The sequence below is a fragment of the Pseudoalteromonas sp. PS5 genome (assembly GCF_004103255.1).
In the GTDB taxonomy this organism is placed as follows: Bacteria; Pseudomonadota; Gammaproteobacteria; order Enterobacterales; family Alteromonadaceae; genus Pseudoalteromonas; species Pseudoalteromonas peptidolytica.
The window spans coordinates 1-13,579 of record NZ_RCSQ01000084.1 but is presented as its reverse complement, the minus strand read 5'-3'; the positions used below and the strand labels follow the sequence as shown (position 1 = coordinate 13,579).

General features: G+C 41.1%; 12 protein-coding genes. 9 read left to right on the top strand and 3 right to left on the bottom strand.

Annotation, left to right across the window (positions count from 1 at the left end; genetic code table 11):
- Nucleotides 1-211 precede the first annotated feature (211 nt).
- Nucleotides 212-3,055 (bottom strand): TonB-dependent receptor, encoded by a 2,844-nt coding sequence (locus D9603_RS11950; protein ID WP_128731479.1) that lies wholly within the window; start codon nucleotides 3,053-3,055, stop codon nucleotides 212-214.
- A gap of 286 nt (nucleotides 3,056-3,341) precedes the next feature.
- Between D9603_RS11950 and D9603_RS11945 the strand changes: the two genes are divergently transcribed.
- The gene (locus D9603_RS11945) at nucleotides 3,342-4,055 is read left to right on the top strand and encodes a LytTR family DNA-binding domain-containing protein (protein ID WP_128731478.1); all 714 of its coding nucleotides are present in this window, start codon (nucleotides 3,342-3,344) and stop codon (nucleotides 4,053-4,055) included.
- Nucleotides 4,056-4,067: 12 nt separating this feature from the next.
- Here D9603_RS11945 and nhaR read toward each other — a convergent pair whose 3' ends face one another.
- Nucleotides 4,068-4,958, bottom strand: coding sequence for a transcriptional activator NhaR (gene nhaR / locus D9603_RS11940; protein ID WP_128731477.1), 891 nt, complete (start codon nucleotides 4,956-4,958; stop codon nucleotides 4,068-4,070).
- 207 nt (nucleotides 4,959-5,165) lie between these two features.
- Between nhaR and D9603_RS11935 the strand changes: the two genes are divergently transcribed.
- Together D9603_RS11935 and D9603_RS11930 are read left to right on the top strand one after the other, a co-directional pair.
- Nucleotides 5,166-5,405, top strand: a complete 240-nt coding sequence (locus D9603_RS11935; RefSeq protein WP_241651649.1) for a hypothetical protein — start codon at nucleotides 5,166-5,168, stop codon at nucleotides 5,403-5,405.
- A gap of 347 nt (nucleotides 5,406-5,752) precedes the next feature.
- A complete protein-coding gene (locus D9603_RS11930) occupies nucleotides 5,753-6,196 on the top strand; it encodes a hypothetical protein (protein WP_128731476.1) in 444 nt (147 codons plus the stop codon).
- On the opposite strand, the gene D9603_RS11925 is transcribed toward D9603_RS11930, so the two are convergent.
- A complete protein-coding gene (locus D9603_RS11925; protein ID WP_128731475.1) occupies nucleotides 6,188-7,087 on the bottom strand; it encodes a response regulator in 900 nt (299 codons plus the stop codon). The genes D9603_RS11930 and D9603_RS11925 overlap by 9 nt on opposite strands.
- Nucleotides 7,088-7,179: 92 nt before the next feature.
- Here D9603_RS11925 and D9603_RS11920 point away from each other — a divergent pair, with 92 nt between their 5' ends.
- The 6 genes from D9603_RS11920 (at nucleotide 7,180) to arfB (ending at nucleotide 13,242) form a co-directional block, all read left to right on the top strand.
- Nucleotides 7,180-7,986 carry a chromosome partitioning protein ParA gene (locus D9603_RS11920; RefSeq protein WP_128731474.1) on the top strand — a complete coding sequence of 269 codons (807 nt, stop codon included), beginning with the start codon at nucleotides 7,180-7,182 and terminating at the stop codon, nucleotides 7,984-7,986.
- Between the two features lie 220 nt (nucleotides 7,987-8,206).
- Entirely contained in the window at nucleotides 8,207-9,478 is a 1,272-nt protein-coding gene (locus D9603_RS11915; RefSeq protein ID WP_128731473.1) for an efflux RND transporter periplasmic adaptor subunit, read from the top strand.
- 12 nt (nucleotides 9,479-9,490) lie between these two features.
- Complete coding sequence (locus tag D9603_RS11910) at nucleotides 9,491-10,180, top strand: ABC transporter ATP-binding protein (RefSeq protein ID WP_125252560.1); 690 nt, start codon at nucleotides 9,491-9,493, stop codon at nucleotides 10,178-10,180.
- Between the two features lie 9 nt (nucleotides 10,181-10,189).
- Nucleotides 10,190-11,521 carry an ABC transporter permease gene (locus tag D9603_RS11905; RefSeq protein ID WP_128731472.1) on the top strand — a complete coding sequence of 444 codons (1,332 nt, stop codon included), beginning with the start codon at nucleotides 10,190-10,192 and terminating at the stop codon, nucleotides 11,519-11,521.
- A 10-nt stretch (nucleotides 11,522-11,531) separates the two neighbouring features.
- Entirely contained in the window at nucleotides 11,532-12,740 is a 1,209-nt protein-coding gene (locus tag D9603_RS11900) for an FtsX-like permease family protein (RefSeq protein WP_128731471.1), read from the top strand.
- Nucleotides 12,741-12,828: 88 nt separating this feature from the next.
- Nucleotides 12,829-13,242 (top strand): alternative ribosome rescue aminoacyl-tRNA hydrolase ArfB, encoded by a 414-nt coding sequence (arfB, locus tag D9603_RS11895; RefSeq protein ID WP_125252563.1) that lies wholly within the window; start codon nucleotides 12,829-12,831, stop codon nucleotides 13,240-13,242.
- Nucleotides 13,243-13,579 lie beyond the last annotated feature (337 nt).

The window sequence follows — 13,579 nt, the reverse complement described above, 5'->3', positions numbered from 1 at the left end:
TTCTCTCGCCTCAAAATAGTTCACTTAATTAAGCGAATTGGTATAAAAGAGTATTGCTTCTTCGTATTGACTAGAGCGTTAGCATAGTTGGAATAAACCAACAGCTTTAAAAATAAGCGTGAAGAAAAGTTAGGCTCATGTCAATATGCTTAAGTTTAAATCAAATAATGAAAAAGGGAGCCTTAGCTCCCTTCAATACATTACGTTCTGGTTAGAATGTGTAAACCGCACTCATGAAGTAACGAGGGCCGATTACATCATACAGCTCAGGGAAGGTATTCGCTTGTTGCTGAGCATCACCTAGTGGTGTTGGCTCAGTGTCTAGCACGTTTTTAATACCAAATGTTGCTTGAACATTGTCGCTGAAGTGATAGCTGGCACTCAGATCGACATACCATTCGGCTTTTGACACAGGTACAATGGTATTTGTACCCGTATCTTCATCCACTTCGCTCATGTAGCGAACTAGCGCCGACAGGCTTAAATCACCAGATGTCCACGTGAAGCGGTTATTACTCTGGAATTCTGGGCGAGGTACAAGACAGGTGTTACCGAACTTACCTTCACAATAAACAGTATCGGTAAAGCCTACACTAGCAGTTTGGAAGTACTCGTCAAGAATAGTGTTCTTAGAGTTAATGTTCAGCACCGAGCCATTATTACCGATGCCAAAACCAAGCTCAGTTGTCCAGTTAAAGTTAATGTCATAACCTTTAGTACCTAGCTCTGCAATGTTAGCATTTAGCGCTGTTACTAAGTCAACATTACCGTCAGGACGACGTACGATTGCTTTACAGAATTCTGAGTTAGGATCTTTAAGCTGGTTGTAACAAACATCTAGAATGTTATTTACACCACCACCTAACACATCAATTGCATCATCTATCGTGATATCGAAGTAATCAATTGTTACGTCAAAATTTTCAGTTGGCGTAATAACGAGACCTAGCGTAACCGTTTCAGAAGTTTCTTCTTTAAGGTCTGGATTACCACCAAAGCTACCCTCAATTTGCGCATTTGCTTGTTCAAATACACCTACTTGAGACGCAGCAACACCGTGCGCTTCACATAGTGCTCTGTCTGTTTGACCTTCTACGAAGCCATCAACACTACAAGGATCAGTTGCACTTGGGAAGCCGTTAGCTGCACCTTGGAATAGTTCAGAAATATTTGGTGCACGTACTGACTCTTGATAACCTGCACGGAATGACACGTACTCGTTTACTGTCCAGTTAATGGTTGTCGCAAATGAGGAAGCGTTGCCAATGTTAGAGTAATCAGAAACACGACCTGCAAACCATAGTGTAATATCATCAGCAAACGCAGCATCAGTAACTAACGGAATATCAATTTCTGTGAAAATTTCATCGACACTGTAGTTACCTACAGTCGGTTCACCAGCGTTGAAGCCTAGTACATCACCAGATGCCAAAAACTCATCTGGACGGAAACTTGAGTCATCAAAGCGGCTCTCATAACCAATTACAAAGCCTACAGGCATATCCGCAGATGGAACTGTGAATGGCAATTCACCAGCAATATCAAAGTGGAAAATTTCTTGCTTGATATTTGTGACGTTAGATGCACCAACATTAACGAAATCAATGGCTGCTTGCGAAATATTACCTTCACCAAAAATATTTATTGGTGCACAGCCACCAGACGGGTCTTGACAGGCAGTACCGTCGTCAGTAACTAAAATCGCTTGTCTGAATCGAGACTCAGAAACATCATTATTTAAAAGGTTCGAGCGGTCAAGCTCTGAGCGGCTATAATAAGCGTTATATGCCCAATCGCCGATAAAGCCATCAACACCAACTAATAAACGCATGGCGTTACGTGTGTCAATTACTTGTCTAGGACCGTTTTCAACCATACGACGGCCGATAGTTGCAAAAGTGAAGTTACCATTTGCGTCTAACTGGCTGATCATGTTGCCTGTTGGTTCGCCTTCATCATCAAGCTCAGGGACCAAAGCTTTCATTGCGGCTTGTACATCAGCACCAAAGAATGGACTATCAGGGTTGACTACAAGATTGTTTACAAAAGCTGGTGTAGGTGCTAGTTGCGAAGGTACTTCATTACGGATGAAGGACAGTTCACTGTATAAACGTGTATCGTCGTTCACGTAATAATGTGCAAAGGAGTTAAGCGTTAAACGCTCTTGAGGCAACTGAAGGTAGTTATCAGGTGCATAGTTGAATGCGTCTGCTGATGTGTAAGGTAAGCCTTCGCCATTTGGACCAAAACGTCCTAATGTATCACCATTAGGTAAAGTTGGGCCTGCAAATATACGAGTGCCAGGAATACCTGATGAACCACCAGGAACTAAGCCATTTTCACCTTCCGTTAGTGTTACACTGGTAAAGTCTCTATCACCTTGGAAAATAGATTCGCGCTTTGCGTAACCGATATATACTGTTGCATTGCCCTTATCGTCTGCAAAATTACCACCAATAGTTAGGTCTGTGTTGAATTTTTCACCATCACCTTCTTCTGTGATGTCATACAGCGCTGAAATTTCAGCACCTTCAAAATCGTCTTTCAAACGGAAGTTTACAACACCAGCAAGTGCGTCAGAACCGTATACCGCACCAGCACCACCGGTAATAATATCTACACCTTCAATCAAAGAAGCAGGAATGGTGTTTAAGTCAACTACCCCTGTTTGTGTTGCTGGAACCCAGCGGCGACCATTTACCAAAACCAAGGTACGCTCATCACCCAGACCACGCAAGTCAACTCGAGCGGTACCATCACCAGGGTTATTGGAGCTTGGTCCAAAAGAAGGTACGGTTAGCGGCAGCTCAGCAAGCTTCTGTTCGACGTTGAGGTTTCCAGACATAGCAAACTCTGTACCGTCTAATTCGATAACCGGTGTCTTAGCTGTTAACGCCACACGTTGAATACGAGAGCCCGTAATCGAAATTCTTTCTACTTCTTCTACTGCACCGTCGTTTGCTTCTTCTGCTGATGCTTGCAAGCCTAAGCTTCCGCCTATCAGACACGCAGAAGTGATAAGCATGCTCACTTTAGAACGCTTAAATTGCTTCATGATATCCCCTGATTAGTATGTTTTGTTTTTGATACCTCTGTTGAGCTTGCAAACTCATTACAAAGGCTTATTAGTATCAGGTCGAGGCTATGATGGAAGTTCAGATTATGCTAGCTGAGATCCACAAGGTGAAGGAAAGTAGTGACAACAGGCGAGAAAAAAAAGATCAAAATTTATTTGCATATTACATTATGACAATTTATAACAATAATATGTTAATATTTGTGACGTGAGATATAAGGAAACGTATCTTATTTTACTCGGTTTTGCGTATATAAGGTGCCAGATGAAAAGTATGACAATTTTGATGCCCTCCAGTATATCTGAGCTTGGGGCTGAAATGAGTACAAAATTAAAGAGTTCCGATATTAGCTCTCGGTTTGTATATTATAATGATGTTGTTGACATTATCGAAACAATAAGAGGGGGTGAAATAAGCTGCTTTCTGTTTGACTCTGGAATAGAAGCGTCAGACATGTCGTTGGTGTTGACTGAGCAGGGAGTTGAAATACCTACGATTAAATTTGGTGTAAATACCAGCTTAAAAAGCCAGTCTGAACTGACATTTAAAGGCCAGACAAAACAGGACTCCTTGATAGCTAACCTCACCTACGCTGCATTGATGCAAGTATCAAGCGAGTCAGAAAATCACTACCTACCAGCCAAGCGATTGATAGTAAAAGATTCAGGTCATATCCACGTAATCAAAGTAGAGGAGTTAGCCTGGGTTGGTGGGGCTGGGAATTATGTTGAATTACATATGCTCAATCGACAGCGCTCCATTTTACACCGTGATACCATGTCTGCGATGGAAAAAAACTTAAAAACCTACGGCTTTTCAAGGATCCATAAGTCGTCTTTAGTCAATTTAAACGCCATTACAGAGCTAAAGACGCGAGACAATGGTGATTATGATGTCATATTAGAAAATGGTGACTTGCTCCATCTATCTAGACGTTATAGGCAAAACTTAGCGGCATTGCTGCAGGTGAATAGTTAGCAGACATTACGGTTAGCTAACACCTTTTGCAAAATGAACAAATTCGCTAAATATTGAGTCTTTTACCAGTCTATCAGGGGTAAACGCGTAATAGTTTTGAAAGGTGTTTTCTATCGTACCTAGCAGTGTTACGCCATAGTGACGTTGCAATTCTGCCTTGATAGAAAGCGGCGCTGGAAAAATGCCAAAACCTTGCTGACCTAGAGCCTTCATTAGCGCACTATCGTCAACATGACCCGATACTTTGACTTCGATATTCTGATCTTGCAACCAGTATTGAATAGAGTTGGTCACAGGGCTGTTTTTCGCGGGTAGTATGATAGACTGTGCTTGTAAAGAAAAAGGGTAATTTTCACGGAGCCGCTCGCAAATTGCAGCAGAGCCATAAAGGCCGATTTGACTCTTGCCAATCTCATGACAGAAAACTTTAAACGGTAAGTGACTGTCTAGTGGTTTGTCAGCAAGTACAATATCAAGCTTATGTGTAGCCATTTGCGCTAATAGCTCTGACTGTTGACCATCAATACAGTGGAGGTTGGCAACTTGTTCATTTTCAATTAATGGTGCGAGCCATTTTGACACAAGCGATTTTGGAATTGCATCTGAGATACCTACTTTCAACGTTCTGTGCATAGCCGCTGCACCATCTTGGGTCGTTTCTAGCCATTCTTTTGCTATTGAAAACATGTCATCTGCGTATTGTTTGGTTAAAATACCAAAATCCGTCAATCTGAGCCCTCTCCCTTCTCTGATAAACAAGGGTTTTCCTAATCTTTCTTCTAGGCTTGATAGTTGGGCACTAATCGTTTGCGGTGTGAGGTGTAGCACTTTACTTGCACCCGCGATACTACCTTCGTTACTGACCTGCCAAAAATAATAAAGATGGTTGAAGTTAATATTCATACTGTTCGTAAAAACCTTATGCTTAGTTAGATATAATCAGCTTTTATCTTTTTTTGAACATTAGTAGATTTAGGCATACAGCGCAAGTATTCGTTATTGAACTTGACGTTTTGTGATGGATAGTTGATTTGGTGGACTGAGGTAACAATGAAATTAAACCTGATAGGTGTCAATGAACCAATAGCGGCATCAAACAAAGTAGCATTTATGAAACTCATAAATAGTGCGTTACACAGCTACACAAAGAATATACGCAAGGTGAATGTAAAAGTCGAAAAGCAAGGTCATACAGGTAACTTTACGCTGTGTCACGTAGAACTGTTGCTGCCGGGACTACCGACGTTAAAGGTAAAAGCGAAGGGAAAAACCTTGTTACAAGCGCTCACTCGCGCACTCCAGAATAGTAAAAAAATACTGAAAGAGAATTATTTTAAACTTAGTCGCTAGCCCAAGATTAAGTTATTCCGTTCCCAAGCACTTGCAGTGGCAAGGATGCCACGCAATTTTTTGTAGCACGCGGGATGCTAAATTAATCCCGCATTTACCTCAGATACTTACTTTATCTAGCAACTTTGCTTGAATTCTGAACGGTGATTGCAACCGACTGAACCTGAGCCTCCAGCGACATATTTTGTTTTGTGAGAAGGAATAAAGTTCTCACCGTTTAATTCCTTCAATTTTTTGAAGCAAGTTTTAATTTGTTAGTAAGGTAAAAGTCAACTATTTTATTTTCTAAAGATCTCAGAATAATTACCGATAATATATACTCAAGGAAATCATATCGGTCAGTAACAATGAGTGTTAATTTTTTAATTCACAGTCCCGCGCGCTCTGCAATACCTGAAAAGGTACTTGATCCAGACACTGAAAAGTCATCTCAAGCAGAGCAACCCAGTCAAGCCCAGCCCGTTCGGTTATCAGAAGAAGAAATGGCTAAATTATCTGGAGAAGAAGCGAAAAAGGAGCAAGATGAAGCTGCCTTACCTGAACATATTCAAAAAATGGTTGAAAAGCTTGAAGAGTTGAGAGAGAAAATAAAAGAAGAACAAGAATTGCTAGATAAACTCAAAGCGAGCGATTCATATCCCGAAGAAATGAAAGCTGAATTAGTGACACAAAAGCTTGAATACATCATGGCGATGCAGAATCAGGTGATTGAACTGACGAAAAACATCCAAGATGCGCTTAAAGAAGCGGGGATCACTGACCCTGGCATTTTGTTAAAAGCGCTAGCCTAGTAACCCTACCAATAATATTTTACCTTGAGCCATGTTGGGACGCTGACAACATAAGTCTATTCTCATGTTGTCAGCTGTTTTGTATAAGCGTTTAAGTTTGGGAAATGGTTTAGAAACCAGTTGTAAGGTTTTTACCCGTAAGCTTCTTCTGGTAATACTATCTAAAAAAGCGTATGACGTTGAGTTTAAGGCAGAATGGCAAGCGCTAAGTATATCATCGGTAATTTGTTGCTGATGGACTGCTTGGTAACCCGCTTGATCCGATAATTGCCCTGCCGAGGCTGCTAATACACAGATAGCATAAACATCAAACACACCGATAGCGCGTACTTTTTGGCTGCTGGGATCTTCGTATGCCACCATCATGCAAGGTAAGTTGTCAGCATCATATTCCATTTTCATAATTTGATAGAGTCTTAGTTCAGAGTCAATATGCTTATTCATTAGCTTTTCTAATTGACCGACTTGTGGAAGTGGGATTCCCTTATGCAGTGTATGGATCTGTCTTGTTTTGTTGTTTTCTTCCGCGGCGATAACCAGTGGCATTATTTTGTTGTGCAGGTCGTCATCTGCAAAAGGTTTAGATAACACAAACTCAGCACCGTAATCTAAGGCGAGCTTAATTTGCGCTTGGTCGTCTACGGTGGTTACCATCGCCATGGTTATATCGAGTCGTTTTTGTTTTATCGCCTTAACTAATGCCAACCCAGAAATATCTGGCATGTGCCAGTCGGTAAGTACAATGTCAGGTTGCCAAGCACCTATAATTTTTAATGCTTCTTTTGCACTCTGAGCCTTTTTAATCAACAGTTTACGATATCTAAAGCGCGCCAAGCCGCGACTTATAATTTCCAGCGTTGCAGCACTATCGTCTACGAGCAATATCTTCACAAAAAACCACTTTATTGAAAAATATAGATTTATTATAGGCACGATTTTTAACCAATACTAAAATGTATAAGAGAAATAAATAGGTGTCCGATATGCTATTTGACAAACTACCTACCGATGTACTCGTATACTTGGCGGTAAACTTTGGATTACTAATATTAGCTTTTTGGTTTTATATTCTATTACTTATTCTAAGAGAGTTTAGGTTATTTGCTACCAAGACAAGTGGTGCTAATGGTAGTACCAATGCGGAGCAACAATATCTATTGCAGCACTGTAGAGAAGCAATTAATAAATCAATGAGGTTTGTGGAAGATAATCAGCAGACGATTCATGAGCTTGCTAGTTTGCAAGTAAATCTGGAGCAGCAACTTGCGGAACTTCGCCTATCAACACAAGGACAGATCACAGCTGAAGAGCAAATTAAAATAGACGACCTCAACAGCAAATTAGTGAAATCCCATCGGTTAATTAAAAAATTAAGGGGAGACCTTGCCAAGAGCCTAGATAGACTAAAAGAAACTCGGCAAAAACTTTACGATCATTATAGGTCGACTGATGAACTGCAAAAAGAAAATGAGTCCCTTAAGCAGCAGTTAGAAGCGTCTAAAACGTCAGGTGGGGGAGCTGAGCAGGAGCTAGAGCAGCTTGTAGCTACTTTTGAAAAAGAGCGCCAAGATATGGCTCAAACTATTAATGAATATAAAAGGCAAATTGCAGAGCAAAGCCAAGCTCTCCAACAATTGATGGTTCAAGAGCAGGAAGTTGAAGACGGTCCAAAACTTCAAGCTATCCAAAAAGAACTCGAGCAGACAAGAGATGCGCTAGAGCACCTATCCAAAGAAAAGAAATTCATAGAAAGTAGATATTTAGAAGTTGTCAAAAATCAAACTAAATAGTTAACAAAATGTTTTATTATGCGTGACTTTTGCTTCGGGTTTATGTAAGGTTTACTAACTTAGATTACCTAAATTACCGTCGGTACATAACACATTGCCATTAAAAAAGGTCTTAAAAATAAACATGTTATAGAGCCGATATCAAAGCTGTAAGCGGGCTATATGGCAACTTTGCGATTGTGTGTTGTAAGTACGTAGGTGTTGGTAAAAGGATTAATACATGGCTTATATTCCCGATACGAGTGCACAAGACTCGGTAGTTGAAAAACCTAAAAAAAATAAAATAGTTATCGGCATAGTCTGCGCTTTTATCGTAGCGTTTCTTTTTTTGCTGGAGCCGATTGTTGGTCAGTGGCTTAGTGGTCAGAGTGCAATTTCCAGTGACAAAATACATATTTCAGCAGTTAAGCAAGGTGACTTTGTTCGCGATATTTCTGTCCAGGGTAAGGTCGTTGCCGCAAGGCGTCCAACTATCTATAGCCCTGCTGAGGGGACGGTGACTTATTTGGTTGAGTCAGGCGATAGTGTGATTGAAGGACAGACTTTAGCTGTGATTGATAGCCCAGAGCTAAAAAGTGAGTTTGCTCAGCATCAAGCTGAGTTAAATCGGCTTGATACCGAGTTGCAGCGACAGATCATTCAAGCTAAAAAGCAAGAGCTGGCGCAGGAGAATTATTTGGGCAAAGCAACCGTTGTGCTCAATGCTGCAAAACGAGAGATGCGTCGTTCAGAAGACGGTCTGAAAACACAAGTTGTAAGTGATATTGACTATCAAAAAGCGAAAGATGATCTGGAAAATGCTAAACGTGAGTATCTTCTGGCTTTAAAAGAAGTTGATTTACAAAAAGAAAGTCAAAAGTTTGAGATCCGAACTAAGGAACTTGAGCTTGAAGCACAAAAAGTAAAAGTGGCAGAGTTGGAGCGTCAAGTTGACGCTTTAAAGATAGTGTCACCTGTCAGTGGCTTGATAGGCAACTTAGCGGTAGAGCAGAAGAACTCTGTCGCGAAAAATCAACCTTTGCTAAGTGTAGTAGACCTTTCAAAATATGAAATCGAAGTGCAAATACCAGAGAGCTACTCTGACGATTTAGCGCTTGGGATGCTCGCTGAAATCAACTTAAGCGGTCAGTTATACGAGGGAGAAATTGTTGCCATCTCTCCGGAAATAGAAAACGGCCGTGTAGCTGGGAAAATCAGATTTAAAGAAGGTGCTATTCAAGGGCTTAGGCAAAATCAAAGATTAACCAGCCGCATCATAATAGAACAAAAACAGAATATTGCTTATCTGCCGCATGGGCAGTATTTAGAAGCATATAATGGCCAGTTTGCATATGTGGTAAAGGAAAACACGGCGATTAAAACACCAATACGGATAGGATTGAGAAGTATTGGTCAAGTTGAAGTGCTCTCGGGGTTGAATGTCGGAGATCAGGTCATTACGTCAGATGCTCGGATTTTTAAAGATGCCCCTAGTGTGAAAATTATTCAATAAAGGATTAGCACTATGCTGTCGATGCGTCATCTCTCAAAAGCTTATCATACTGACACCATAAAAACTCAAGCTTTACAGCCATTTGACCTTACAATTGAGCAGGGCGAGTTTGTGGCAATAATAGGCCCTTCTGGTTCAGGTAAAACCACCTTCTTGAATATTACAGGGCTGTTGGAAGATTTTTGTGAGGGAAGTTATGAGCTCGATGGCGTCAATGTTGAACACTTAAGTGATAAAGCAAAATCAAAGCTGAGAAATGAAAAAGTAGGATTTATATTTCAGAGCTTTAACTTAATTCCAGAGCTAACTCTCTATGACAATGTAGATATGCCGCTACGTTATCGTAAATTATCTTCAAAAGAGCGCCATGAACGTATTATGGATGCGCTTGGGAAAGTGGGGCTGGCATCGCGCAGGGATCATTACCCAGCACAGTTATCTGGTGGGCAACAGCAGCGGGTTGCGATAGCACGGGCAATTGCAGGTAAACCATCATTTTTGTTAGCAGATGAACCAACGGGTAACTTAGATAGCAAAATGGCAGAAGGGATCATGGCATTGCTTGAAGATATTAATGCCCAAGGCACCAGTATTGTGATGGTTACCCATGACCCTAATCAAGCAGCCAGAGCACAGCGGGTTATTGAGATCCGCGATGGTATATTGAGCGAAGGTAAGAGAATTGAAAAAGCGATAGCGTAAGGAATAACTATGCTTGGATATTATCTTAAATTAGCGCTTATCTCTTTAAAAAAGACGCCGTTTTTGTCCTTCTTAATGATTATCACTATTGCTATTGGCATTGGCGCTGCAATGACGACGTATACGGTAAGCTATTTGCTGGCGAAAGACCCGATCCCTTCCAAGAGTGAAAAATTATTTAATGTTCGTCTGAATAGTTTTGGACCAGATAAGCCATTTAATATTGCCAAAGGTAAGGAAGTCCCTCCAACGATTCTTACTTACCAAGATGCAATGAATTTGCAAAATGCTCAGCAAGGTGTGCGACAGACCCCACTTGGTAGTTTTAAGATGATGACTCGCGGCATTACGCAACCTGTCACTGAAGCAAAAATGACTGCCATCAGAAGTGCATATCGCGATATGTTCAGCATGTTTGATGTACCGTTTAAATTTGGCGGGGCATGGGATGAAGTTGCTGATAAAGAAGGATTACAAGTTGCAGTGATTAGCCAAGAGTTGAATGACAAGCTGTTCCTTGGAGAAAACTCAGTTGGTAAGTCTTTACTTATTGGTGAGTCCTCTTATCAAATAGTTGGTGTGACTGATGATTGGTATCCTATTCCAAAGTTTTTTGACTATCGAGTGAGAGCATATAACAAACCAAGAGATATTATTATTCCATTTAATACTCAAATTAATAATGAGTTGTGGACAAGTTCAGACGTCTCATTCTTATGCTGGAAAGAACCATCTGACGATTCTTTTTCAGCAATATTAGCATCAGAATGTGTGTGGGTTTCATATTGGGTGGAGCTAGCGTCTGAGGCGGATCGAAGTCGCTACCTTGATTTTTTGCACCGCTACTCGATGGAGCAGCGAGAGTACGGACGTTTTCTTCGCGAGCCACTACACCAGCTGTTCAACGTCAATGAAGATCTAGTTGATAGAAAAGTACAGAAAGAGGACGGCAATATAGCACTGTGGCTTGCGTTTGCGTTTCTTGGTGTATGTTTGCTCAACTGCATGGCGATGATGGTAGCAAAATTTCACACTAAGACAGGTGAGGTTGGTTTACGCAGGGCTGTTGGTGCATCTAAACAAGATATTGTCGCGCAATTTTCCATCGAGACTTGCATTGTGGGACTGCTTGGCGGTGGTTTAGGGTTGTTGCTAGCACAATTTGGTTTGGTGGTAACGGCTCAGCTCTATAGTCATCTATATGCCGAAATGTTAGAAATGACATTTGGCATTGTAGTGATGACTATTGTATTGGCTATTACTAGCGCGATGGCTTTTGGCTTGTTACCTATTTTGCATGCAGCAAAGGTGCAACCATCTAGTCAGCTGAAAAGCCTATAGGAGCCTATATATGAAAGACTTACTACCAATTTTAAAAACCTTTAGAAAAAATAAAGTCTCTCCTTTGCTGCTGATACTTCAGATAGCCTTAACTTTTACCATTCTAGTGAATGCCATTTTTATGATGGTAACAAAAGAAAATGAGCTAATTCAGCCAACAGGATTAAGTGAGAGTCAGCTATTTAGTTTCAGCACAAATCTTGAGGGAAGTGACGAAGAAAAGCACGCAGCATTAGATACCGATTTAGCTGATATTCAAGCGCTGGCCAGTGTTGAGAGCGCAAGTACCATCACCAGTTTACCACTGACCAATTGGGGTCGCTCGCTTGCGGTTGGCTTAACTCCAGAGGATGAAGATAGAGTCACGCATGCAGGGTATTATGGGTCGGATGAAACGGTGGTTGATACGCTCGGGCTTAGGGTTGTTGCAGGAAGAAGCATTCAGCATAACGATGTGGTGCACAAATATTTTGATGGCCATACAGCATCAGCAAGCGTGCTGATCTCGCAAGACCTTGCTTATAAAATTCGCCCTAATGATTGGAGTAGTGTGGTTGGTGAAACCATATACGTACAATCTGTACCTCAAAAAGTCGTTGGTATCGTCGAGACTATGAAATCTCCATGGCGGTTCTGGTATGCGTATGATATGGCTGTGATCAGTTCAGTAAAAGAACATTATGAGCAAAGTATTATTGTAGTCAGAGCCGTGGAGAGCCAAAGAGAGCAAGCGATGAGCGAAGTGCATCAGCTTTTATTCAAAAAGCCAGCAAGGCAAGTGGATAACTTTAAGTCATTCGAGCAGATAAAAGCCGAGAATTTGCAAGCTGACTATGCGGTATCCCAAACCCTAAAAGTGGTGATAGCGGCACTAGCATGCGTGACTATTTTGGGCATTTTTGGCCAAGCACGATACACAGTATTAAAGCGCAAAAAGCAAATAGGTACGCGTAGAGCGCTAGGTGCGACACAAGGTGATATTCTGCGTTATTTTATGATTGAAAACGCAGTTGTATCATTACTTGGTGTATTGCTCGGTACAGTTGTTGCTATTATTGCAAACATCTATTTGGTCAATTATTTTGGGCTAACGAGTGTGCCAAGTGATTACTTAATTAGCGGTGCCATTGTCATGGTTATTGCAGGCCAACTAGCTGTCTACTACCCAGCAACGACAGCTTCTAAAGTACCACCGGCAATAGCAACTCGTGCTGCTTGATTGTTGGCTAGATAGGTATAAAGTGACGAGCTATATATTACGACCCTCATGATTTTGCTAGAATACAGCATGGAGGCTTGAAAATATTATGCTTAAAATCTCAAATAACGTTACGCTTGCCCCTTGGGAGATAGACATTACAGCTATTCGAGCTCAAGGCGCTGGTGGTCAAAATGTCAATAAGGTGTCTAGTGCCATTCATTTGAGGTTTGATGTGAATCGCTCTACTTTGCCCGCTTTTTACAAAGAACGCTTACTTGCGCTAAAAGACTCAAGGATCACCAAAGAAGGCGTAATTGTATTAAAAGCCCAGAGCTTTCGAACCCAAGAGCTGAATAAAGAAGATGCCTTGGCGAGGCTTAAAGCGCTTATTCTAGAAGCAACTAAAGTTGAGAAAGCCCGTAGAGCCACTAAACCGACAAAAAGTGCTCAAAAAAAGCGATTGAATCAAAAAACCAAACGCGGTCAAACCAAAGCGTTAAGAGGCTCGGTAAACTGGTGAGGTAAAGGCTCACCAGAGCCAATTCTATCTCGACCTTTGAAAGTTTGCTCTCAATAAAGACTGGTTTTTATGTTTATTCATTTTGTATATCGTGAGTTAGTGCACTCCTCACCCAAGCCTTAAACTGTCTAAGTTTCAGATAATCAATGCCTCTCTAGCAACCGATTTAAAATGTAAAAACGTCCTCAAACTTTTCACCATTGTTTAAGCGTTCTAAATTTAATACCAATTTTCTTAATTAAGTGGCCTATTTTGAGGGGAGAAAATCTTGTCGATAATCCCGCTACCGCGTCCTGCTATCGCCAAGGTACCTACCTTCGTGTAGGCAAGGCAAAAA

Coding starts and splice junctions, on each gene's coding strand:
- D9603_RS11950 (WP_128731479.1), bottom strand. CDS start 3,055: ATGAAGCAATTTAAGCGTTCTAAAGTGAGCATGCTTATCACTTCTGCG.
- D9603_RS11945 (WP_128731478.1), top strand. CDS start 3,342: ATGAAAAGTATGACAATTTTGATGCCCTCCAGTATATCTGAGCTTGGG.
- nhaR (WP_128731477.1), bottom strand. CDS start 4,958: ATGAATATTAACTTCAACCATCTTTATTATTTTTGGCAGGTCAGTAAC.
- D9603_RS11935 (WP_241651649.1), top strand. CDS start 5,166: ATGAAACTCATAAATAGTGCGTTACACAGCTACACAAAGAATATACGC.
- D9603_RS11930 (WP_128731476.1), top strand. CDS start 5,753: ATGAGTGTTAATTTTTTAATTCACAGTCCCGCGCGCTCTGCAATACCT.
- D9603_RS11920 (WP_128731474.1), top strand. CDS start 7,180: ATGCTATTTGACAAACTACCTACCGATGTACTCGTATACTTGGCGGTA.
- D9603_RS11915 (WP_128731473.1), top strand. CDS start 8,207: ATGGCTTATATTCCCGATACGAGTGCACAAGACTCGGTAGTTGAAAAA.
- D9603_RS11910 (WP_125252560.1), top strand. CDS start 9,491: ATGCTGTCGATGCGTCATCTCTCAAAAGCTTATCATACTGACACCATA.
- D9603_RS11905 (WP_128731472.1), top strand. CDS start 10,190: ATGCTTGGATATTATCTTAAATTAGCGCTTATCTCTTTAAAAAAGACG.
- D9603_RS11900 (WP_128731471.1), top strand. CDS start 11,532: ATGAAAGACTTACTACCAATTTTAAAAACCTTTAGAAAAAATAAAGTC.
- arfB (WP_125252563.1), top strand. CDS start 12,829: ATGCTTAAAATCTCAAATAACGTTACGCTTGCCCCTTGGGAGATAGAC.